This is a genomic window from Rhodosalinus sp. 5P4 (assembly GCF_041365695.1).
Lineage (GTDB): Bacteria > Pseudomonadota > Alphaproteobacteria > Rhodobacterales > Rhodobacteraceae > Rhodosalinus.
Map to the genome: position 1 here is coordinate 236,353 of NZ_JBGFSJ010000003.1, position 22,094 is coordinate 258,446.

Here is a 22,094-nt window from a genome sequence, read left to right on the forward strand (position 1 = left end):
GGCGAAAGTGCCTAGCTTCGCGTTGCATGCGCGCAGCCGGGTCACAGCGATGAAGACGCCGTTCGAAGAAGAGCTTCAGCCAAAGCCGCGCAAGCCGGGCTTCTTCGCCAGCTTGCGGGCCAGTTTCCTCACGGGCATCGTGGTGATCGCGCCGATCGGGCTGACTGTCTGGCTGATCTGGACCGCGATCGGCTGGGTCGACAGCTTCGTGCTGCCCTTCGTGCCCGACGCCTACCAGCCCGAAGAGTTCTTCAAGCGTATCTTCGGCCCGGAGACCAACATAAACGTCCGCGGCATCGGCGTGGTCGTGTTCCTGCTTTTCACGGTCTTCGTGGGCTGGATCGCCAAGGGCGTGATCGGGCGCGCGCTGATCCGCTGGGCCGAACATCTCGTGCATCGGATGCCGGTGGTCCGTTCGATCTATTCCGGCGTCAAGCAGATCGCAGAGACGATCTTCGCCCAGTCCGAACGCAGCTTCGAGACCGCCTGCCTGGTGCAGTATCCGCGCCGGGGGATCTGGGCGATCGGCTTCATCTCGACCTCCACCAAGGGCGAGGTGGCGCAGAAGGCCGAGACGGGCGGCGACCTTCTGTCGGTGTTCGTCCCGACGACGCCGAACCCCACCTCCGGGTTTCTCCTGTTCTTCCCGAAGGAAGACGTCATCGAGCTCGACATGTCGATCGAGGATGCCGCGAAGCTCGTGATCTCGGCCGGCCTCGTCTACCCCAACGCCAAGGATCCCACGCGCCCGGCGCGTCCCGCGCCGGAGCCTGCGCCCCGCGCCGCGGAGTGACGCCGGCCCGGGCCCCGGGCTGAGGGGGCCGTCCCGCGCGCGCCTCAGCTGCCGTACATCTTCTCGAGCTCGACCGTCTGGCGGCGGTTCAGGTCGTCCTTGTGACGGGCCAGGAAATCGTCGGCCGCGATGCGGCCCGCCGCCTTCAGCTCTGCGATGACCGAGGGCAGCGGCACCATCTTCGTCGCCACCGAGAGCCGGTTCATCAGCGCGTCGTCGGCGATCATGTGCACGAGCACCCGCTTCATGCGGCCCTCGGGCATCCGCCCCTCCTCGATGAGGCGCTGTACGAAGGCGATGGCGCGCAGTTCCCTCAGAAGCGAGGAGTTGAAGCTGATCTCGTTGATCCGGTTCTGGATCTCCTGCGCCGAGCGCGGGATCGTGTCGCGGTTGAGCGGGTTTATGTTGATGACGACGACGTCGTCCGGCAGGGCCGGGTCGAAGAGCGGGAAGAGCGCCGGGTTGCCGGTATAGCCGCCATCCCAGAAATGTTCTGGCTCTCCCGTTTCCGGGTCGACGACCTCGACCGCCTGAAAGAGCGTCGGCAGGCAGGCCGAGGCGAGGATCGACTCGGTCGAGATCCCGTCGCCGGTGAAGACCCGCACCTTGCCCGTCCGCACATTCGTCGCGCAGACGCACAGCTGCGGGCCGCTTTGGGCGCAGACCTCCTCGTAGTCGAATTTCTCCACGATCGACCGCAACGGGTTGGCGTAGAAGGGCCCCAACGCGTAGGGAGAGATCACGCGCGACCAGCTTTCGAGCGCCGAGAAGGGCATCGAGTTCGCCATGAGCCGGGCGGAGACCCCGGCATCCGGCAGGAAGCCCTGCATCCAGGCCGGCATGCGGAAGTCGCTGACCGCGCTGAGCCGGCCCCAGAGCCAGGCAAGCATGTCCTTTGCGCCCTCGCGCCCGCCCTCCAGCAGCCCGGATTTCAGCGCGGCCCCGTTGAGCGCGCCCGCCGAGGTGCCCGAAATGCCGGCGATCTCGATATCCGGTTCCTCCAGAAGCCGATCGAGCACACCCCAGGTGAAGGCGCCATGCGCGCCGCCGCCCTGAAGCGCGAGGTTGATCCGTTTGATATCGCCTGCCATGCCCCGCCGGCGGGCGTGGCGCATTGCCCGTCCCGCCTCTGTCCTCGTCGTCCTCGGTCTCCGGCCAGATGGACCGTTTCAGAGCGCCGTCCAGCCCCCGTCCACGCTGATCGTGGTGCCCGTGATCTGCGCCGCGGCGTCCGAACACAGGAAGACGGCCGTGCCGCCCAGCTCTTCCACGGTGGCGAATTCCTTCGAGGGCTGCCGCTCGAGCATCACCTGCTCGATCACCTCCTCCCGGCTCATGTCGTATTCCTTCATGGTGTCGGGGATCTGGTCCTCGACCAGGGGGGTGAGCACGTAGCCGGGGCAGATCGCGTTGGCCGTGATCGGCTCGCGCGCGGTCTCGAGTGCGGTGACCTTGGTAAAGCCCACCATCCCGTGCTTGGCCGCGACATAGGCGCCCTTGTAGGGCGAGGCCGTCAGCCCGTGGGCGCTGGCGATATTGATGATGCGCCCCCAGCCGGCCTTGCGCATCAGGGGCAGCGCCGCGGCGGTCGTGTGGAACGTCGAGCTGAGATTGATCGCGATGATCGCGTCCCACTTCTCCACCGGGAACTCCTCGATGGCGGCGACGTGCTGGATGCCGGCGTTGTTCACCAGGATGTCGCAGGCGCCCGCCGTCTCGACCAGCGCCCTGCACTGGTCGGGCTTGGCCATGTCGGCGCTGACGTAGCGCGCCGTCACGCCGAACTCCTCGCCGATCTCGCGTGCGAGGTCGTGATCCTCCTCCCGGTCGGTGAAGGAGTTGAGAATCAACGAGGCGCCGGCGCGGGCGAGTTCCCGCGCGACGCCGAGGCCGATTCCCGAGGTCGAACCCGTCACGATCGCCGTCTTTCCGTTCAGCGACATCCCCATGCCCTCCATGTGGTTTTGCGCGCGCAGCATGCCACGCGGCGCCCCGGATACAAGGGCCGGCGGCGCCGGGCGGGACATGAGATAAGCACAAAAAAAAACGCCGGCACGAGGCCGGCGTTCAGTTATTGAGGCAGGTTTCATACAGGCAAGAAACCTATCGAGCAGTGCCCTCTGTATATTCAATTTCGCGCCGACGTCCAAGCTAAAAGTTTGAAAACCCATCGAAGCCCGGCTACCTTTGGCGCCAAGAAAACAAGGGCAGAGCAGGATTGTCCACGAAATGGACCCGAATTCTTTCCGGGCGCTGAGGTACTGCGCGGCCGTCGTCGCGGTCGCAGCCGGGATCGGTGGGGCCGCGGCCGAGCCGACCCATGGCATAGCTATGTATGGAGAGCCCGCGCTCCCACCCGATTTTGTGTCGCTGCCCTACGCCAACCCCGACGCGCCCAAGGGGGGGCGCATCGCGTTCGGAGAGACCGGGGGGTTCGACACGCTCAATCCGTTCACGCTGAAGGGGACCGCGCCCTGGCAGCTGCGCTTCCTGGCCTACGAGTCCCTCATGGGGCGAAACTGGGACGAGCCATTCTCCCTTTACGGGTTGCTCGCCGAATCGGTCGAGGTCGGGCCGGACCGGGGCTGGGTGGAATTCACGCTTCGGCCCGAGGCGCGATTCTCCGATGGAAGCACCGTCACGGTGGAGGATGTGCTCTGGTCCTACGAAACGCTCGGGACGGAGGGGCACCCGCGCTACCACGGATTCTGGAGCCAGGTGGCCCGGGCCGAGGCGACGGGGTCGCGCACCGTGCGCTTCACCTTCACCGCCGACAACCCGGAACTCGCCCTGCTCGCCGGTCTGCGCCCGATCCTGAAGAAGGCGCAATGGGACGGCAGCGATTTCGCCGCGGCGCGACTGGACGAGATCCCCCTCGGCACCGCGCCTTATCGGGTCACCGATTTCGAGCCGGGCCGCTACGTCGTGCTGTCGCGCGATCCCGACTACTGGGGCCGCGACCTGCCCTTCCGCCGCGGCACCGACAATCTGGACACCATCCGGCTGGAGTATTTCGGCGACGACACCGCCCTTTTCGAGGCGTTCAAGTCGGGGCTTCTGAACGTCCACCGGGAGTTCAACGCCGAGACGTGGGAGGCGCAATACGACTTTCCCGCCGTCCGGCGCGGCGACGTGGCGAAATCCGTCATCCCGCACGAACGCCCCTCGGGCATGACCGGGTTCGTGATGAACACCCGGCGCGAGATCTTCGCGGACTGGCGCGTGCGCGAGGCGCTGATCACCGCCTTCAACTTCGAGGCGATCAACGACACGATGACCGGCGGGCGCCAGCCCCGGATCACCTCCTATTTCTCGAACTCCGAGCTTGCCATGCGCCCGGGCCCGGCCGAGGGGCTCGTGCGCGACTATCTCGCGCCCTTCGCCGACGCGCTTCCGCCCGGCACGATCGAGGGATACGCCCTGCCCGTCTCGGACGGCACGGCGCGCAACCGGTCGGGGCTGCGCCGCGCCGGGGCGCTGCTCGACGAGGCGGGATGGACGGTGGGCGGCGACGGGGTCCGCCGCAACGCGGACGGAGATCCCTTTCGCTTCGAGGCGCTGCTGCGCCAGGGCGGCCAGGAGCATCAGTCGATCATGGACATCTACGCCCGCGCGCTCGAGCGTCTGGGCATCGCGGTGGACATCGTCGCCGTGGACGACGCGCAGTATACCCAGCGCACGACCGGCTTCGACTTCGACATGACGCCCTACCGCGTGGGCCTGTCGCTCTCGCCCGGGACCGAACAGCGGCTCTACTGGTCGTCCGAGGCCGCCGACACGCCCGGGTCCCGGAACTGGATGGGAATGCGCTCGCCGGCCGCGGAGGCCACGATCGAACGGCTTCTGAACGCCGGGAGCCGCGAGGAATTCCTCGCGGCGACCCGCGCGCTCGACCGGATCCTGACGGCCGGGCGTTACGTGATCCCGCTCTACCAGTGGAACGTGAGCCGGATCGCCCATGCAAGCGACCTGCATTACCCCGAAACGCTGCCGATCTACGGGGACTGGGCGGGCTTCCTGCCCGATGTCTGGTGGTACGAAGAGGTGGAGTGATGACACGACTGATCGCCCTGGCCGCCCTTTGCGCGGCGCTTGCGGGATGCGGCACGATCGACGGAGTCGGGCAGGACATCTCGGGCGCGGCGCGCACCGTCGAGGGCTGGATGCGGTGACCCGCTGACGCGACACTCAACCAAGCGACGTGACCCACAGGATGGTCGCGTCCTCGGGGCTTGTCGACACCACGTTGTGCCCCATGGCCGCGTCGTAATAGGCGCTGTCGCCGCGGCGCATCTCCACCGGTTCGTAGAACTCGGTGTAAAGCCGGATGACGCCGGTCAGCACGTAGAGGAACTCTTCCCCGTCGTGGCGCACCCAGCCATCGAACTCTTCCATCGCGCGCGCTCGGATGCGCGCGCGATAGGGCAGCATCGCCTTGTTCCGCAGCGGCTCGGCGAGAAGCTCGTGCTCGTAGGTCGTGGTGGCCTGCGCCTGCCCCTCGCCCGCCCGCGTGAGCGCCATGCGTCCCGTCACCTGGTCGTGCCGCGGCGGCGTGAAGAGCTGCGGCACGGAAATCCGGAGCCCGGTGGCCAGCTTCTTGAGCGCGTCGTAGGTGGGCGACATCTGCCCGTTCTCGATCTTCGAGAGGGTGGAGCGGGCGAGCCCCGCCTGCCGCGCCGCCTGCTCGAGCGTCCATCCCTGCGCGGTCCTGAGCTCCCGCACGCGCCGGCCGAGGTCGAGCGGTTCGGGCACGTCCTCGGCCCCGCGCTCGCGGGCGATCCGGATCAGCGCGCGGGGGTCGGACGGCGGCATGGGCGCTCTATAGGGCCGCGCCCGGATGCTTGCAACCGGACCGGGCCGCGCTTACCCAATGAGGGATGCTTTCGCTTTGCGATCAGGGGCCCTGGCCCGCGTGTCCCGCGCCCTTCAACCTGGCGGACCATGTGCTCGCGGGCGGGCTGGCGGCGCCCGACAAGATCGCGCTCGCGGTGCTGGGGGCGTCGCACGCCGAACGCTGGAGCTTCGCGCGGCTCCGCGCGGCGGCGCTCGGCACCGGCACGGGGCTGCTGGAGGCGGGGCTCGCCCCCGGCGACAGGGTTCTCCTCCGGCTCTCCAACACCGTGGATTTCCCGCTCGCCTTCCTGGGCGCGGTGGCGGTGGGGATCGTCCCGGTGCCGGTCTCGGCCGCGCTGACGGCGGGCGAGGTGGCGCGCATCGCCCGGACGGTCGGGCCCGCCGCGATGCTCGCCGACCCCGCCCTGCTCTGCCCCGAGGACGGACCGCGCCGGATCGGCCTCGAGGCGCTCCGCGCCATGCGCGCGCGGCCCGAGGCTGCGCCGGTCAAGGGAGACCCGGAGCGGCTTGCCTACATCGTTTTCACCTCGGGCACCTCGGGCGCGCCGCGGGCGGTGATGCACGCCCATCGCGCCGTCTGGGCGCGCGGCATGATGCGCGAGGGCTGGTACGGGCTCACGCCGCGCGACCGGTTGCTGCACGCGGGCGCCTTCAACTGGACCTACACGCTGGGCACCGGGCTCCTCGATCCCTGGGCCGCGGGCGCCACCGCCCTCATCCCCGAGGCGGGCACGGCGCCCGAGGCGCTGCCGCTCCTGATCCGCCGCCATGACGCGACGATCTTCGCTGCATCTCCAGGGGTTTACAGGAAACTTCTGAAGCACTGGCCGGAGGACGCACCCGCGCCGCGATTGCGTCACGGACTGTCGGCCGGCGAGAAACTGACCGAGGCGACCCGCACCGCATGGGAGGCCGCCACCGGCACCGCCGTGCACGAGGCGTTCGGGATGTCGGAATGCTCCACCTTCATCTCGGGGGCGCCGGGCGTGCCTGCGCCTCCCGGCACGCTGGGGCGGCCGCAGCCGGGGCGCCGGGTCGCCATCCTCGGGCCCGACGCGGCGCCCGTGGCGATGGGCGAGACGGGCACCATCGCCGTCTCGCGCTGCGATCCGGGTCTCATGCTCGGCTACCTGGGCGCCAAGGCCGAGACGGAGGCGCGGTTTTCCGGCGAGTGGTTCCTGACCGGCGATCTGGGCGTCATGGGCGCGGACGGCTCCATCACCTGTCAAGGCCGGGCCGACGACCTGATGAACGCGGGCGGGGTGCGCGTGGCCCCGCAGGAGGTCGAGGCCGCGCTCGCCGCCTTTCCCGGCGTCGATGCGCTCGCCGTCACGGATGTCGCGCTCAAGGACCAGGTGCGGGTCATCGCCTGCTTTTACACCGCGCGCGATCCGATTGACGAAAAAGCCTTTTCGGCCTTCGCCGCCGAGCGCCTCGCGCGCTGGAAACAACCCCGGCTCTATGTCCGCCGGACCGATCTTCCGACCGGACCGAACGGCAAGCTGAGCCGCAAGGCGCTGCGCGCCGAATGGAGGACTCCCGATGGTCAAGCTTGACATCATTTCAGATCCCGTCTGCCCCTGGTGCTATATCGGCAAGGTGCAGCTCGACCGTGCGCTCGAGGCCGCGCCCGACCACCCCTTCACGGTGGAATGGCACCCCTTCCAGCTCAATCCCGACATGCCGGCCGAGGGGATGGACCGGCGCGACTACCTGCGCGCCAAGTTCGGTGGCGAGGAGGGCGCCGCCAAGGTTTACGCCGAGGTCGCCGACGCGGCGGAAGCCGCTGGCCTCGCGCTCGATCTCGGCGCGATCCGGCGCCAGCCCAACACGCTCGACGCGCACCGGCTGATCCATTGGGCGGGGATCGAGGGCCGGCAGACGGCGGCCGTCTCGGCCCTCTTCGCCGCCTATTTCAAGGAAGGCCGGGACATCGGCGACCGGGAGACCCTGGCCGATATCGCCGACCGGATCGAGATGGACGCCTCCGTGGTGCACCGGCTGCTGGAGTCCGGCGCCGATGTCGAGGAAACGCGCGCCCGCGAGCGCGCCGCGCGCGAGATGGGCGTGACCGGCGTTCCGACCTTCATCGTCGGCGGTCAGCACGCCGTCCCGGGCGCGCAGCCGCCCGAGCTCTGGGCACGGGTGATCGCGGAGCTGGGAGCCGAAGGGGCGCGGGAAGGTTGAGGGCCGGAAGTCTCTTCACGCTGCTTCTGACGCTGGCCGCGGTGATCGCCGCGGGCACGGTCGTCTTTCGCTACGTCGAGGGGTGGAGTTGGGTCGACAGCTACTTCTTCACCGTGGTGACGCTGTCGACCGTGGGCTACGGGTCGCTGGTGCCGCAGACCATCCTGGGCAAGATCGCCACCACGGTCTTCATCTTCGTGGGGCTGGGCATCTTCGCCGTCGCGATCCAGCGCATCGGCAGCTACGCGCTGGACATGCGCCACCGCAACGCCGAATGGCTGGTCGCGCGGCTCGACCATCACGACCACCATGCGCGCCGGGACGGCAAGCAGCACCCGGCGGAGGACGAGCACGACACCGCGAACCTGTCGAGCGCCCCGCCGGCCGACAGCCCCGCTCGTGGCCCCGATGCCCCGCCGCCCCGCGCCCCCGACAAGGAGGACTGAGGCGCATTGCGGCGTTGAGCCGCGCCATGGCGGCTGGCGGCCTCTCGCACGCCATGCTAGCGGCCATCGCCATGCCGCCGAGCCGCCTGCACCCCGTCGAGTTCATCGCGCTGATGGCGATGATTTTCGCTACCGTCGCCTTTTCCGTCGACGCGATGCTGCCGGCCATGCCCGAGATCGCCGCCACGCTCAGTCCCGAGGCGCCGAACCTCGCACAGCTTGTCGTCACCGCCTTCGTTCTGGGCATGGGGCTCGGCACATTCGTGACCGGCCCGCTTTCCGACAGCTACGGGCGCAAGCCAGTGATCCTGGCCGGCGCCGGGCTCTACATCGTGGGCGCCGCGCTGGCCTGGGCCGCGCCCACGATCGAGCTGCTTCTGGCCGCGCGGCTCGTGCAGGGGCTCGGCGCAGCCGGGCCGCGCGTGGTCACGCTCGCCATCATCCGAGACCTCTACTCCGGCGAACGCATGGCGCGAACGATGAGCTTCGTGCTGATGGTCTTCGCCGTCGTGCCCGCGCTCGCGCCGCTTCTCGGGGCCGGGATCATCGCGGTCGCGGGCTGGCGCGAGATCTTCGCGGCCTTCATCGCGTTCGCCGCCGTTTCGTCGCTGTGGATGCTTCTGCGGCTGCGCGAGACGCTGCCGCGCGACCGGCGCCTGCCCTTCCGGCGTGAAAGCTTCGCGCGGGCGCTTTCGGAGATCGCGGGCAACCCCCGTGTCCGTCTCGCGATCCTCGTGCAGGGGCTCTGCTTCGGGATGCTCTTCACGATGCTCTCGACGGTGCAGCAAGTCTACGACCTGACCTTCGGCCGGGCCGACAGCTTTCCCTACTGGTTCGCCGCGATCGCCGTCGTGGCCGCCGGCGCGAACCTCGCCAACGCGGCGGCGGTGATGCGGCTGGGGATGCGCAGGCTCATCACCGGGGCGCTTGCCGCGCAGGTGGTGCTGTCGGGCACGATGATCCTGCTCGATCTCTTTCCGCCGGCGGAGCCCGTGTTCTTCGGCGCGTTCGTGATCTGGCAGGCGTCGATCCTGGTGCAGACCGCACTGACCCTCGGCAACGTCAACGCGCTCGCCATGGAACCGCTCGGCCATATCGCGGGCGTCGCGTCGAGCGTGATCGGCGCCGTGGCGACCGTGGTCGCGGTGACGCTGGCGGTGCCCACGGGGCTACTTTTCGACGGCACGCCGCTGCCGATCGCGGCGGGGATTTTCGTCATGGCGTCGGTCGCGCTGGGGCTCATGGTCCGGATCCGGACGCTCGAGGCGCGCATGTGCGCCTGACGGCGGACGCCACGCATGTATACACTGGCATACTGTCTGGCCAGCGCACGGCCGATGCGCTAAGAGGCGGGCAAACGACTCGGCACCCGGAAGGAGGGACACATGGCCAAGATCAAGGTGGACAACCCCGTCGTGGAGCTCGACGGCGACGAGATGACCCGCATCATCTGGGATTTCATCAAGAAGAAGCTGATCCTGCCCTACCTCGATATCGATCTGCTCTACTACGATCTCGGCATCGAGGAGCGCGACCGCACCGAGGACCAGATCACCGTCGACGCCGCCGAGAAGATCAAGGAGATCGGCGTCGGCGTGAAATGCGCCACCATCACCCCCGACGAGGCCCGGGTGGAGGAGTTCGGCCTCAAGAAGATGTGGCGCAGCCCCAACGGCACGATCCGCAACATCCTGGGCGGGGTGGTGTTCCGCGCCCCGATCATCTGCCGCAACGTCCCCCGCCTTGTGCCGGGCTGGACCCAGCCCATCGTGATCGGCCGCCACGCCTTCGGCGACCAGTACCGCGCGACCGATTTCCGGATGCCCGGGCCGGGAACGCTCACCATCAGGTTCGAGGGCGAGGACGGCGAGGTGATCGAGCGCGAGGTCTACCAGTCGCCCGGCGCCGGCGTCGCGATGGCGATGTACAACCTCGACGACTCGATCCGCGATTTCGCGCGCGCCTCGATGAACTACGCGCTCGACATGGGCTGGCCGCTCTACATGTCCACCAAGAACACGATCCTCAAGGCCTATGACGGCCGCTTCAAGGACCTCTTCCAGGAGGTCTTCGAGCAAGAGTTCGAGGCGAAGTTCAAGGAAAAGGGCATCACCTACGAGCACCGCCTGATCGACGACATGGTGGCCTGCGCGATGAAGTGGAACGGCGGCTTCGTCTGGGCCTGCAAGAACTACGACGGCGACGTGCAGTCCGACACGGTGGCGCAGGGCTTCGGCTCGCTCGGGCTGATGACCTCGCAGCTGATGACGCCGGACGGCAAGATCGTGGAGGCCGAGGCCGCCCACGGCACGGTGACCCGTCACTACCGCCAGCACCAGAAGGGCGAGGAGACCTCCACGAACTCCATCGCCTCGATCTTCGCCTGGACCGGCGGGCTCAAGCACCGCGCCAAGCTCGACGGCAACGAGGAGCTGCGCCACTTCGCCGAAACGCTGGAACGCGTGGTGATCGAGACGGTGGAGGCGGGCCACATGACCAAGGACCTCGCCCTGCTCGTCGGGCCCGACCAGGGTTGGCTCACCACGATGGGCTTCCTCGAGAAGGTGGACCAGAACCTCGACAAGGCGCTCGGCGCCTGACCGGCCGATACCGCCGGAAGAGACCGGCAAGGCCGCCACGCCATTGGCGCGGCGGCCTTTTTTGAGCGGCGCCTCTGGCCGGCCCACCGTTGCCCGCGATCAATGCGGGGCCCGCCGGGCGGGTCTAGCCTTCGGCCCTGATCGCGCCTGAGGGAGCCCACCATGACCACGACCGGACTTGCCACGATCGACACCGCGCCGCAGGTGTTCGCCGAGTGGCTGAACGCCCTTTGCCACGATCTCGGCTGGCGCGAAAATGGCCGCGCCTACCTGCTCTTGCGCAGCACGCTTCACGCGCTGCGCGATTTCCTGACCGTGGACGAGGCGGCGCAGCTCGCCGCGCAGCTTCCCGTGCTGGTGCGCGGGGTCTACTACGACGGGTGGGATCCGTCGGGAACGCCGGTCAAGCCGCGCAACAAGTCCGATTTCCTGGCCCGGATCGAGGCGCATTTCGACAAGACGCCGCTCGACGACACCGAGCGCGCGGTCATGGCCGTCTTCGACCTGCTGGAGCGTCGGGTGTCGGAAGGCGAGATCGCGCAGGTGCGCCATGCGCTGCGCAGGCCGCTGCAGGAGCTTTGGGACTGAGCCGGCAGGAAAAAGGGGGACCCGAAGGCCCCCCGTGAGTTTCGCAGTCCAGGCTTGTATTCACCGCTCGGATTTCTCGCCTGTCGCCTGAACGCCGGCCGGGACGGGCACCGCCGCGCCCCGGAAACCCGCTGTCGCGGGTATCAGCTGCACCCGGAGGTCGCCCCGCAGGTGTTGCATTTCATGCAGGTGCCGTTGCGCACCAGCGTGTAGTTGCCGCATTCGCCGCACGCCTCGCCCTCGTAGCCCTGCATCCGCGCGCGGGTGGCGGCGTCGAGGGGCGCGGCGGTTTCCATCGTCGCCGTCGCCGCCATCACCGTGGCGCTGGTGCGGGTCGTCTCGGGCGCGAGGGTCTGCAGCGGGGCCGCCGCGTCGTCGGGCCGGGCGAAGCCCCGGGCCGAGGGCTGGCCGCCCTGCAGCACCACCAGTTCCTGCGGCAGGCGCTTGCGGAGATAGCCGGTGGAGCTGATCTGCTTGAGCACCTCCAGCGACTTCGACGCCGTGCTTTCCGACAGTTTCCTGACGTTCGACACGCCTTCCTCCTCGCCGCGGCCGAGGTCGTCGAAGGTCGCGCCCTCCGGCTTGACGTGGGCGAGATCCGTCCGGTCGAGATAGCTCACGGCAAGCTCGCGGAAGATGTAGTCGAGGATCGAGGTCGCGTTCTTGATAGAGTCGTTGCCCTGCACCAGCCCTGCGGGCTCGAACTTGGTGAAGGTGAACGCGTCCACGAACTCCTCGAGCGGCACGCCGTATTGCAGGCCAACCGAGACCGCGATGGCGAAGTTGTTCATCATCGCGCGGAAGCCCGCGCCCTCCTTGTGCATGTCGATGAAGATCTCGCCAAGCTGGCCGTCCGCGTATTCGCCTGTGCGCAGATAGACCTTGTGGCCGCCCACTATGGCCTTCTGCGTGTAGCCCTTGCGACGTTCCGGCAGCTTGCTGCGCGCGGCGCGGGAGATCTCCTTGACCACGATCTTCTCGACCACCTTCTCGGCCAGCACCTGCGCCTTTTCCTGCGGCGTGCCGCTTTCCAGCACCTCGGCGGCCTCGTCGTCGTCCTCCACGAGCGCGGCGGCGAGCGGCTGCGACAGCTTGGAGCCGTCACGGTAGAGCGCGTTGGCCTTCACGCCGAGGCTCCAGGAAAGCTCGTAGGCTTTCTGGCAGTCCTCGATGGTGGCGTCGTTGGGCATGTTGATCGTCTTGGAGATCGCGCCCGAGACGAAGCTCTGCGCGGCCGCCATCATGTGGATGTGGCTCTTCACCGACAGGAAGCGCTTGCCCCGCTTGCCGCAGGGGTTCGCGCAGTCGAAGATGGAAAGGTGCTCGTCCTTGAGGTAGGGCGCGCCCTCCAGCGTCATCGTTCCGCAGACGTGGTCGTTCGCGGCGTCGATCTCGGCCTTGGTGAAGCCCAGGTGACGCAGCAGGTCGAAGGAGGGATCGTTGAGCTTCTCGGGCGCGATGCCCAGCCGCTCGCGGCAGAACTCCTCGCCCAGCGTCCACTGGTTGAAGACGAAGCGGATGTCGAAGGCCTGCCCGAGCGCCGCCTCCACGCGCGCCAGCGCCGCGTCGTCGAAACCCTTGGCGCGCAGCGTCGACACGTTGATCGCCGGCGCCTGACCGATGGAGCCGTGGCCGACGGCGTAGGCGACGATCTCCTCGATCTGGGCCGAGCCGTAGCCCAGCTTCTCGAGCGCGGCCGGCACCGAGCGGTTGATGATCTTGAAATAGCCGCCGCCCGCGAGCTTCTTGAACTTCACCAGCGCGAAGTCGGGCTCGATGCCGGTCGTGTCGCAATCCATCACCAGCCCGATCGTGCCGGTGGGCGCGATGACGGTGGCCTGCGCGTTGCGGTAGCCGTGCTTCTGGCCGAGCGCGAGCGCCTCGTCCCAGGCCGCCATGGCGAGCTCCACCAGCCGCGCGTCGGGGCAGTTCGCATGGTCGAGCGGCACCGGCTTCACCGCGAGATCCTCGTAGCCGTGGCCGTTTCCGTGGGCCGCGTTGCGGTGGTTTCGGATGACGCGAAGCATGTGCGCGCGGTTGCGCTCGTAGCCAGCGAAGGGGCCGACCTCGCTCGCGATCTCGGCGGAGGTGGCATAGGCCACGCCCGTCATGATCGCGCTGAGCGCGCCGCAGAGCGCGCGGCCCTCGTCCGAATCGTAGCCGTAGCCCATCTGCATGAGCAGCCCGCCGATATTGGCGTAGCCCAGCCCGAGCGTCCGGAACTCGTAGGAGAGCTGCGCGATCTCCTTCGACGGGAACTGCGCCATCAGCACGCTGATCTCGAGCGTGAGGGTCCAGAGCCGGGAGGCGTGGATGTAGTCGTCCGCCTGGAACACGCCGTCCTCGAGGAAGCTCAGCAGGTTCATCGAGGCCAGGTTGCAGGCGGTGTCGTCGAGGAACATGTATTCCGAGCACGGGTTCGAGCCGCGGATCGGCCCGTCCTCGGGGCAGGTGTGCCAGGCGTTCACGGTGTCGTGGAACTGGATGCCGGGATCGGCGCAGGCCCAGGCGGCGTGGCCGATCTGCTCCCAGAGCTCGCGCGCCTTGACGGTCTTCGCCACCTCGCCGTCGGTGCGGCGGTAGAGTTCCCAGTCGGCGTCGTCGCGCACCGCCTGCAGGAAGGCGTCGGTCACGCGCACCGAGTTGTTGGAATTCTGGCCGGAGACGCTGGCATAGGCCTCGCTGTCCCAGTCGGTGTCATAGGTCGGAAACTCGATCGAGGTGTAGCCCTGCCGCGCGTAGTCGAGCACGCGCTTCACGTAGGTTTCCGGGATCTGGCCCTTCTTGGCCGCGCGGATCGCGGTTTTCAGCGACGCGTTCTTCGCCGGGTCCACCGCGTCCTCGACGGCGCCGTCCCAGGCGCCGATCGCCGCGAAGATGTCGTTGAGCCGCGCCTCGTGCATCTTCGAGCCGGCGACGATGGAGGCGACCTTCTGCTCCTCGATCACCTTCCAATTGATGAACGCCTCGATGTCGGGGTGGTCGACGTCGCAGATCACCATCTTCGCCGCGCGGCGCGTGGTGCCGCCCGACTTGATCGCGCCCGCCGCGCGATCGCCGATCTTCAGAAAGCCCATGAGGCCCGAGGACTTGCCGCCACCCGAGAGCTTCTCGCCCTCGCCGCGCAGCTGGCTGAAATTCGTGCCGGTACCCGAGCCGTACTTGAAGAGCCGCGCCTCGCGCACCCACAGATCCATGATGCCGCCCTCGTTCACGAGGTCGTCGGCCACCGACTGGATGAAGCAGGCATGCGGCTGCGGGTGCTCGTAGGCCGACTTCGCCTTGGTGAGCTTGCCGGTCCTGTAATCCACGTAGTGATGGCCCTGGCTCGGCCCGTCGATGCCGTAGGCCCAGTGCAGGCCGGTGTTGAACCACTGCGGCGAGTTGGGCGCGGCGCGCTGGGTCGCCAGCATGTGGCGCATCTCGTCGTAGTAGGCGCGCGCGTCTTCCTCTGTCGTGAAGTAGCCGCCCTTCCAGCCCCAATACGCCCAGGCTCCCGCCAGCCGGTCGAAGACCTGCCGCGCGCGCGTCTCGCCGCCGAATCCGTCATTGTCGTCCGCCGGCACCGAACGCCACAGGAATTCCGGCACGTCCTTTTCGCGCACCTTCTTCAGCTTGTTGGGCACGCCCGCCTTACGAAAATATTTCTGCGCGATCACGTCCGAGGCGACCTGGCTCCAGGAGGCCGGAACCTCCACCTCGTCGAGCCGGAACACGACGGTGCCGTCGGGGTTGCGGATCTCGGAGGCCGTGGTGACGAAGTCGAGCCCGGTATACGCGTCCTGTCCTGCCTTCGTGAATTTTCTGTCGATCTTCATGTGCCCGCAATCCCCGTGTCGGTCGTTCCATTTCCGGACGGCGGCGCCATCCGGCCGGGCCGCCGCCTGTTGGCCGCCCTGCTCTGTCCGGGGATCCGTCGGACCCCCGGCCGCGCGCCCGGCGGACGCGCCAATGCTCTTGTCTAGCGTTTCTGTCCCTGCGCCCCGGCACTACATCTTGTGGCGGCTCAGAGCGCATACACAAACTGGCGTAACAGGGCCGTGACCGTCAACGGAATTTTTAGCGTTGCGCGCGGCTTTTTGGCCTTGACCCGCGCGTTTTTCCGTAGCCCGCCCTGCCCCGCTCTGGAGTCGCTGCCAGCAAAACGGACGCTACGTCAGCCCGTTACGCGCGCAACCTCGATACCGGCGCGGTCCGAGGCTGCGCGGGGCGCGTTTCGTGCAGTGTTGCGGAGGGGCCGCAGAAGTCCGGGGAAAGGCCTTCGTGGTCGGGGCGGCGAGATTCGAACTCACGACCTTCTGTACCCAAAACAGACGCGCTACCAGGCTGCGCTACGCCCCGACTGGCGCTTCAATACCCGCGAGCGGGCCGGGTGAAAAGCCCTACTCGCAGGGCCAGGCGGCGTCGTCTCCGAAGGCGGGGTGGCGCATCTCGGTGCCGGGTGCGATTCCCATCGCCTCGGCCTTGCCGCCATTGATCTCGAGCACCGCGAAGATCTCGCGCCCGCCGGGAATCGGGGTGCGGTCGCCCGGCACGGCATTCGAATGAACGCGGCGGACCGTGCCGCTGACGTCGGCGAAGATCATGTCGAGCGGGATGAGCGTGTTCTCCATCCAGAACGCCACCGGCTGCGGATGCTCGTAGACGAAGAGCATCCCCGCGGTTTCGGGCAGGCTTTCGCGGAACATCAGGCCCTGCGCGCGCTCCTCGGGGTCGTCGGCGACCTCGACGGTGAACCGTGCCTCGCCCCAGTCGCCGCGCAGCCATACGGCGTCCTCGCGGCACGCGCCCGCGGACGCGGCGCCGCCCGCGACGGCCAGGGCGAGCGTCAGCGCTTTTCCGAGAGCGCGGCTTCCCATGCCAGCACCTCCGTCGCCATGAAGCCGCGCTTGCCCTCGATCACGCGCACCGCCAGCGCCTCTCCGGGCTGCAGATCGGCAAGCCCGGAGCGCCGCAGGACCTCGATATGAACGAAGACGTCCTCGCTCCGGCCGAAGACGTTGGCGAAGCCGAAGCCCTTGGCCGTGTCGAACCATTTCACGCGGGCGGGCTCGAGGGGCGCGGCGCGCAACTCCTCGGGGTCGTAGCCCTCGAAATCCGCGAGGGTCGCGGGACCGGTGCCTTCGGGCGGCTTTATGTCGAGCACCGCGACCGCCTGCATCCCGCGCGCGGTCTGCTGCGCCGTGATCTCGACCTGCGCCCCATCGGCGATCGAACTCTGCCCGAAGTTCCGCAAGACATTGGCATGAAGCAGGATGTCGGGGCCGCCCTCTTCAGCAACCACGAACCCGAAACCCTTCGCAGGGTCGAACCACTTCACATGGCCCCGCAAGCGGCGCGGCTCTTCGATGGAGTCCGTCACTCCGCATCCAATCAATTTCATCCCCATGGCAAGTGTTGCGCCAAAGCGGCGTGCGATTGCAAGTTAATTAAGGCGCAACGTTTCAACCGCTTACCAGCGTGCCGAATGCGGCGACACCCGTCGCGTCGGGTCAATTCAGGGGTTGAGCCGGGCAATGTCCCACGCCGCGTCGGCGCCCGCGCGGCGCCAGCGGAAGCGGTCATGCAACCGAAAGGCGCCGTCGGCCCAGAACTCGATCTCGAGAGGCGTGATGCGGAATCCGCCCCAATACGGCGGCCGCGCGGGCGCGGTGCCGCTGCGCGCCGCCACGCGGGCCACCTCCGCCATGAGCGCCGCGCGGCTTTCGAGCGGCTCGGACTGGCGCGAGGCCCATGCGCCGAGCCGGCTCTTGATCGAGCGGGAGGCGAAATAGGCGTCGGCCTTGGGCCCGTCCTCGCGGCTGACCGTGCCGCGCACGCGGATCTGCCGGCGCAGGCTTTTCCAGTGGATGACGAAGGCGGCCTTGCCCGCCGCGGCGATCTCGCGGCCCTTGGCGCTGTCGTAGTTGGTGTAGAAGACGAAGGCGTCGGCCTCGATCTCCTTGAGCAGCACCATGCGCACGTTGGGCAGGCCCGCCTCGTCCACCGTCGCGAGCGCGATGGCGTTGGGATCGTTGATCTCCTGCGCCTCGGCCTCGGCCAGCCAGGCCCGCGCGATGGCGAAGGGATCGTCGCCCTCGAAGATACCGGTTCGGTCGCTCATCGCCTTCTCCTTCCTCGCGCCGTGCAGGGGCGCTGTCCGGGCCGCACTTGATGCCCCCAAGTCGATCGCCTAAAGGACGGCGAGGCGCGGGACAGGCAGGAGACAGCCCATGACGAATACCCTGATGGCGGGCAAGCGCGGACTAATCATGGGGCTGGCGAATGACAAGTCCATCGCCTGGGGCGTCGCGCGCGCCTGCGCCGGCGCCGGGGCGGAGCTTGCCTTCTCCTACCAGGGCGAGGCGCTCAAGAAGCGCGTGGGCCCGCTGGCCGCCCAGCTCGGCAGCGATATCGTGCTGCCTTGCGACGTGGGCGACGAGGCCTCCATCGACGCGCTCTTCGCCGAGCTGAAGGAGCGCTGGGACCGCCTCGATTTCATCGTTCACGCCATCGGCTTTTCCGACAAGGGCGAACTGCGGGGCCGCTACGTGGACACGAGCCGCAAGAACTTCGCCACGACCATGGACATCTCGGTCTATTCCTTCACCGCAGTCGTTGCCCGCGCGGAAAAGATGATGAGCGAAGGCGGCTCCTGCCTCACGCTGACCTATTACGGCGCCGAGCGCGTGATGCCGCATTACAACGTCATGGGGGTGGCCAAGGCCGGGCTCGAGGCGAGCGTGCGCTATCTCGCCGAGGATCTGGGCAAGGACGGCATCCGCGTGAACGCGATCAGCGCCGGCCCGATCAAGACGCTTGCGGCCTCCGGCATCGGCGATTTCCGCTACATCATGAAGTGGAACGAGTACAATTCACCCCTGCGCCGCAACGTGACGCTGGAGGATGTCGGCAAGTCGGCGCTCTACCTGCTGTCGGATCTCGGCTCCGGCGTCACCGGAGAGGTGCATCACGTGGACGCGGGCTACCACGTCGTCGGCATGAAGGCCGTGGACGCGCCGGACATCACCAAGGGCTGAGGCAATGGACAGACTTCCCCACGAAAAGGGCTTCCACGTCAGCTGGGATCAGCTTCACCGCGACGCCCGGGCGCTGGCCTGGCGGCTCGACGGGCACGGGCCCGGCGACGGCGGCTGGCGGATGGTGGTGGCGATCACGCGGGGCGGCATGGCGCCGGCGATGATCGTCGCGCGGGAGCTCGACATCCGCACGGTCGACACGATCAGCGTGAAATCCTACAACCACCAGGAGCGCACCGAACCCCGCATCATCAAGGCGCCCAACATGGACCTTGTGGGCGACGGCACGGGCGTGCTGATCGTGGACGATCTCGTGGACACGGGCCGCACCCTAGAGGTGGTGCGCGCGACGATGCCCAATGCGCATGTCGCCACCGTCTACGCCAAGCCGATGGGCCGCGGCCAGGTGGACACCTTCATCACCGAGGTGAGCCAGGACACCTGGATCTTCTTTCCCTGGGACATGGCGCTCCAGTATGTCGAACCCTATCGCGGCACGGACTGATCCCGTGGCGGCTGCAGCATGACCAGCCGCACCGCCGCCACTTTCGCGCCCCCGGTGATGGAGGCGCGGCGCTGGCTCGAGGGGGCAGAGATGCCCCCGGGCCGGCCGCTTCTGAACGTGAGCCAGGCCGCGCCCGTCGATCCCCCGCCGGAGGCGCTCCGCGCCGAGATGGCGCGGCTCGTCCAGGAAGAGCCGGAGGTGCATCTCTACGGCCCCGTACTCGGCCACCCTGAGCTGCGCGCCGAGATCGCGCGGCGCTGGGGCGCGGGGTATGGCGGGCAGATCGCGGCCGAGCAGGTGGCGATCACCGCCGGCTGCAACCAGGCCTTCTGCGCCGCGATCGCGGCGCTTGCCGGCGAGGGGGACGAGGTGATCCTTCCGACCCCGTGGTATTTCAACCACAAGATGTGGCTCGACATGGCCGGCGTCGCCGCGGTGCCGCTGCCGACGGGCGCCGGGCTGTTTCCGGATCCCGAGCGCGCCGCCGCGCTTGTCACGCCGCGCACCCGCGCCATCGTGCTGGTGACGCCCAACAACCCCGGCGGCGTGGAATACCCTCCCGAACTCGTCATGGAGTTCTACGCGCTAGCGCGGTCGCGCGGCCTCGTGCTCATCCTCGACGAAACCTACCGGGATTTCGACGCGCGCACCGGTCCGCCGCACGCGCTTTTCACCGACCCGGACTGGCCGGAAGCCTTCGTCCACCTCTACTCGTTCTCCAAGGCCTACCGCCTCACCGGGCATCGCACCGGCGCGCTCGTCGCGTCGCGCACGATCCTCGCCGAGGCCGAGAAGTTCCTCGACACCGTGGCGATCTGCGCGCCCCAGCTGGGCCAGCGCGCGGCGCTCTGGGGGATGCGGAACCTCGCGCAGTGGCTCGCGGGCGAGCGGGCCGAGATCCTCGACCGCCGTGCGGCGATCGGCGACGGCATGGCACGGCTCGAGGACCGGGGCTGGCGGCTGCACGGCGTGGGCGCCTATTTCGCCTGGCTCGAGCATCCCTTCGAGATGCCCTCGGACGCGCTCGCCCCCGCGCTGGTGCGCGAGGCGGGCGTCCTCGCCCTGCCCGGGACGATGTTCACGCCGGCCGACGACGCCTCCGGCGCCCGCGCGCTCCGCATCGCCTACGCCAACGTCGACCGGGCCGGCATCGACGCGCTCTTCGAGCGGCTGGCGGCGCTTCCGTTCCCGCTTGCGAGCGCGCCGGGCGGCCACTAGACAACCCGAGCCAGGTTCCGAAGGGAGACGTCATGTCCGCGCGCGCCAGCATCTCGAAAACCCTCGTCTGGATCCTTCTGGGGCTTCTCATCATCGGCCTCGCGGGATTCGGCGCCACGAACCTGTCGGGCACGATCCGCACCGTGGGCACCGTGGGCGACAAGCCGATCTCGGTCGATGCGTATGCCCGCGCGCTGCAGGACGAGCTGCGCGCGATCAGCGCCGAGACGGGCCGCGCCGTCTCCTTCCAGGAGGCGCGCGCCGCGGGACTCGACCAGCAGGTGCTGGCGCGGCTGATCACCACCGCCGCGCTCGACCACGAGACCGCGCGGCTCGGTATCTCGGTGGGCGATGCGACGCTCGCCGGCCAGCTTCGCGAAATCCCCGCCTTCCAGGGCCCCGACGGGACGTTCGACCGCGAAGCCTACCGCGTCAGGCTGGACAATGTGGGCCTGACGGAGGCCGAATTCGAGGAAGATCTGCGCGAGGAGACCGCGCGCACGCTGGTGCAGGGCGCGGTGCTTGCCGGCACCCCCGCCCCCGACGCGCTGAGCGATCGTCTTCTGGGCTATCTGGGCGAGCGCCGGGATTTCACCTGGGCGACCCTGGCCCCAGAAGACCTCGAAACCCCGCTGCCCGAGCCCACCGAGAGCGATCTTCGCGCCTACTACGAGGCCAACATCGACGCGTTCACGGCGCCCGAGACGCGGGCCATCACCTACGCGTGGCTCACGCCCGAGATGATCCTCGACACGGTGCAGGTTGACGAGGCGGCGCTGCGCGAGCTTTACGAGGAGCGCTCGGAGCAGTTCAACCAGCCCGAACGGCGGCTGGTGGAGCGTCTGGTCTTCGCCGACGAGACCGCCGCCGCGGAGGCGATGGCGCGGCTCGAGGCGGGAGAGACCGATTTCGACGCGCTCGTCGAGGAGCGCGGCCTGACGCTGTCGGACGTGGATCTCGGCGATGTGTCGCGCGACGAGCTCGACGCGGCGGCGGGCGCGGTCTTCGACGCCGGCACCGGCGACGTGGTGGGCCCTGCCCCCTCCCCCCTCGGCCCCGCGCTCTACCGCGTCAACGCCATCCTGAACGCGCAGGAGACGAGCTTCGAGGAAGCGCGTGAGCTTCTCCGCGAGGAACTCGCGATGTCGCGCGCGCGGCGCGTGGTCGAGAACCAGGCCGAGGGGATGGACGACCTGCTCGCCGGCGGCGCCACGCTCGAGGATCTGGCCGCCGAGACGGAGATGCGTCTCGGGCAGATCGACTGGCACCCGGGCGTGGAGGACGGGATCGCCGCCTACGAGGACTTCCGCACCGCCGCCGCGCGCGTCGGAGAGGACGACTACCCGGCGGTGGAGACCTTGGGCGACGGCGGGATCTTCGCCCTGCGCCTCGACGACACGCTGCCGCCCGCGCCGCGCCCCTTCGACGAGGTCGAAGAGCAGGTGCGCGCCGGATGGGAGGGCGCCCGCGCGCTCGAGGCGCTCGCCGCCGAGGCCGAGGAAATCGCGTCCGCGCTCCGCGAGGGGCGGCGCTTCGCGGCCATGGGCCTGCGCGACGCCACCGTGACCGAGGGCGCCACGCGGTCGGGCTTCGTGCCGGACGCGCCGGAGCGTCTGCTCGAGACCGTGTTCGAGATGGACACAGGCGAGGTGCGCGTGATCGAGGGCGACGGGCGCGTCGTCATCGCCCGGCTCGACGCCGCGACGCCGCCGGACCGCGACGACCCCGCCACCGCCGAGCTTGCCGAGGCGATTGAGCGGCAGGTCTCCGGCGGGATCGCGCAGGACCTGTTCGAGGCCTATCTCCGTGAGATCCGCGCCCGTGCCGGCGTGCAACTCGACCAGGCCGCGATCAACGCCGTTCACGCCCAGTTCCAGTAAGGTC

20 protein-coding genes and 1 tRNA gene are annotated in these 22,094 nt (G+C 68.8%); 13 read left to right on the top strand and 8 right to left on the bottom strand.

The window, feature by feature from the left end:
- The first annotated feature begins 49 nt into the window (after positions 1-49).
- Positions 50-793, top strand: a complete 744-nt coding sequence (locus AB6A69_RS06770; protein ID WP_371060199.1) for a DUF502 domain-containing protein — start codon at positions 50-52, stop codon at positions 791-793.
- Positions 794-837: 44 nt separating this feature from the next.
- On the opposite strand, the gene AB6A69_RS06775 is transcribed toward AB6A69_RS06770, so the two are convergent.
- Both AB6A69_RS06775 and AB6A69_RS06780 read right to left on the bottom strand, forming a co-directional pair.
- Entirely contained in the window at positions 838-1,884 is a 1,047-nt protein-coding gene (locus AB6A69_RS06775) for a patatin-like phospholipase family protein (protein ID WP_371060200.1), read from the bottom strand.
- Positions 1,885-1,962: 78 nt separating this feature from the next.
- Positions 1,963-2,736 (bottom strand): 3-hydroxybutyrate dehydrogenase, encoded by a 774-nt coding sequence (locus tag AB6A69_RS06780; protein ID WP_371060359.1) that lies wholly within the window; start codon positions 2,734-2,736, stop codon positions 1,963-1,965.
- 286 nt (positions 2,737-3,022) lie between these two features.
- Between AB6A69_RS06780 and AB6A69_RS06785 the strand changes: the two genes are divergently transcribed.
- Complete coding sequence (locus AB6A69_RS06785) at positions 3,023-4,846, top strand: extracellular solute-binding protein (RefSeq protein WP_371060201.1); 1,824 nt, start codon at positions 3,023-3,025, stop codon at positions 4,844-4,846.
- Positions 4,846-4,965: an entericidin EcnA/B family protein gene (locus AB6A69_RS06790; RefSeq protein WP_371038388.1), complete on the top strand. Its 120-nt coding sequence runs from the start codon at positions 4,846-4,848 to the stop codon at positions 4,963-4,965. The genes AB6A69_RS06785 and AB6A69_RS06790 overlap by 1 nt, the downstream gene beginning before the upstream one ends.
- Before the next feature lie 16 nt (positions 4,966-4,981).
- Here the strand turns inward: AB6A69_RS06790 and AB6A69_RS06795 are convergent, their stop codons facing one another.
- Positions 4,982-5,605 (bottom strand): helix-turn-helix domain-containing protein, encoded by a 624-nt coding sequence (locus AB6A69_RS06795; RefSeq protein WP_371038387.1) that lies wholly within the window; start codon positions 5,603-5,605, stop codon positions 4,982-4,984.
- A 65-nt stretch (positions 5,606-5,670) separates the two neighbouring features.
- On the opposite strand from AB6A69_RS06795, the gene AB6A69_RS06800 reads away from it, so the two are divergent.
- The 6 genes from AB6A69_RS06800 (at position 5,671) to AB6A69_RS06825 (ending at position 11,468) form a co-directional block, all read left to right on the top strand.
- The gene (locus AB6A69_RS06800) at positions 5,671-7,203 is read left to right on the top strand and encodes a class I adenylate-forming enzyme family protein (RefSeq protein ID WP_371060202.1); all 1,533 of its coding nucleotides are present in this window, start codon (positions 5,671-5,673) and stop codon (positions 7,201-7,203) included.
- On the top strand, positions 7,190-7,834 hold the full coding sequence (locus AB6A69_RS06805; protein WP_371038385.1) for a DsbA family protein: 645 nt from the start codon (positions 7,190-7,192) through the stop codon (positions 7,832-7,834). The genes AB6A69_RS06800 and AB6A69_RS06805 overlap by 14 nt, the downstream gene beginning before the upstream one ends.
- On the top strand, positions 7,831-8,280 hold the full coding sequence (locus tag AB6A69_RS06810) for an ion channel (protein WP_371060203.1): 450 nt from the start codon (positions 7,831-7,833) through the stop codon (positions 8,278-8,280). Before AB6A69_RS06805 ends, AB6A69_RS06810 begins: the two co-directional genes overlap by 4 nt.
- A 71-nt stretch (positions 8,281-8,351) precedes the next feature.
- Positions 8,352-9,563 carry a multidrug effflux MFS transporter gene (locus tag AB6A69_RS06815; protein ID WP_371060204.1) on the top strand — a complete coding sequence of 404 codons (1,212 nt, stop codon included), beginning with the start codon at positions 8,352-8,354 and terminating at the stop codon, positions 9,561-9,563.
- A gap of 102 nt (positions 9,564-9,665) precedes the next feature.
- Positions 9,666-10,880 carry an NADP-dependent isocitrate dehydrogenase gene (locus AB6A69_RS06820; protein ID WP_371060205.1) on the top strand — a complete coding sequence of 405 codons (1,215 nt, stop codon included), beginning with the start codon at positions 9,666-9,668 and terminating at the stop codon, positions 10,878-10,880.
- A 162-nt stretch (positions 10,881-11,042) separates the two neighbouring features.
- Positions 11,043-11,468 carry a DUF2267 domain-containing protein gene (locus AB6A69_RS06825; protein WP_371060206.1) on the top strand — a complete coding sequence of 142 codons (426 nt, stop codon included), beginning with the start codon at positions 11,043-11,045 and terminating at the stop codon, positions 11,466-11,468.
- A gap of 143 nt (positions 11,469-11,611) precedes the next feature.
- Here the strand turns inward: AB6A69_RS06825 and AB6A69_RS06830 are convergent, their stop codons facing one another.
- The 5 genes from AB6A69_RS06830 to pdxH all read right to left on the bottom strand — a co-directional run bounded on the left by AB6A69_RS06830 (position 11,612) and on the right by pdxH (position 17,571).
- Positions 11,612-15,286: a vitamin B12-dependent ribonucleotide reductase gene (locus AB6A69_RS06830; RefSeq protein WP_371060207.1), complete on the bottom strand. Its 3,675-nt coding sequence runs from the start codon at positions 15,284-15,286 to the stop codon at positions 11,612-11,614.
- Between the two features lie 446 nt (positions 15,287-15,732).
- Positions 15,733-15,809, bottom strand: a tRNA-Pro gene (locus AB6A69_RS06835).
- A 41-nt stretch (positions 15,810-15,850) separates the two neighbouring features.
- Positions 15,851-16,327, bottom strand: coding sequence for a DUF192 domain-containing protein (locus tag AB6A69_RS06840; protein ID WP_371060208.1), 477 nt, complete (start codon positions 16,325-16,327; stop codon positions 15,851-15,853).
- On the bottom strand, positions 16,297-16,830 hold the full coding sequence (locus AB6A69_RS06845) for a cold-shock protein (protein ID WP_371038372.1): 534 nt from the start codon (positions 16,828-16,830) through the stop codon (positions 16,297-16,299). Before AB6A69_RS06845 ends, AB6A69_RS06840 begins: the two co-directional genes overlap by 31 nt.
- 135 nt (positions 16,831-16,965) lie before the next feature.
- On the bottom strand, positions 16,966-17,571 hold the full coding sequence (pdxH, locus tag AB6A69_RS06850; protein ID WP_371060209.1) for a pyridoxamine 5'-phosphate oxidase: 606 nt from the start codon (positions 17,569-17,571) through the stop codon (positions 16,966-16,968).
- 109 nt (positions 17,572-17,680) lie between these two features.
- Between pdxH and fabI the strand changes: the two genes are divergently transcribed.
- The 4 genes from fabI to AB6A69_RS06870 are packed head-to-tail and all read left to right on the top strand — an operon-like array spanning position 17,681 to position 22,090.
- A complete protein-coding gene (fabI, locus tag AB6A69_RS06855) occupies positions 17,681-18,487 on the top strand; it encodes an enoyl-ACP reductase FabI (RefSeq protein WP_371038370.1) in 807 nt (268 codons plus the stop codon).
- A gap of 4 nt (positions 18,488-18,491) precedes the next feature.
- The gene (gene gpt / locus AB6A69_RS06860) at positions 18,492-18,992 is read left to right on the top strand and encodes a xanthine phosphoribosyltransferase (RefSeq protein ID WP_371038369.1); all 501 of its coding nucleotides are present in this window, start codon (positions 18,492-18,494) and stop codon (positions 18,990-18,992) included.
- 18 nt (positions 18,993-19,010) lie between these two features.
- Positions 19,011-20,210: an aminotransferase gene (locus tag AB6A69_RS06865; protein WP_371060210.1), complete on the top strand. Its 1,200-nt coding sequence runs from the start codon at positions 19,011-19,013 to the stop codon at positions 20,208-20,210.
- Positions 20,211-20,242: 32 nt separating this feature from the next.
- Complete coding sequence (locus AB6A69_RS06870; RefSeq protein ID WP_371060211.1) at positions 20,243-22,090, top strand: peptidyl-prolyl cis-trans isomerase; 1,848 nt, start codon at positions 20,243-20,245, stop codon at positions 22,088-22,090.
- Positions 22,091-22,094: the final 4 nt, after the last annotated feature.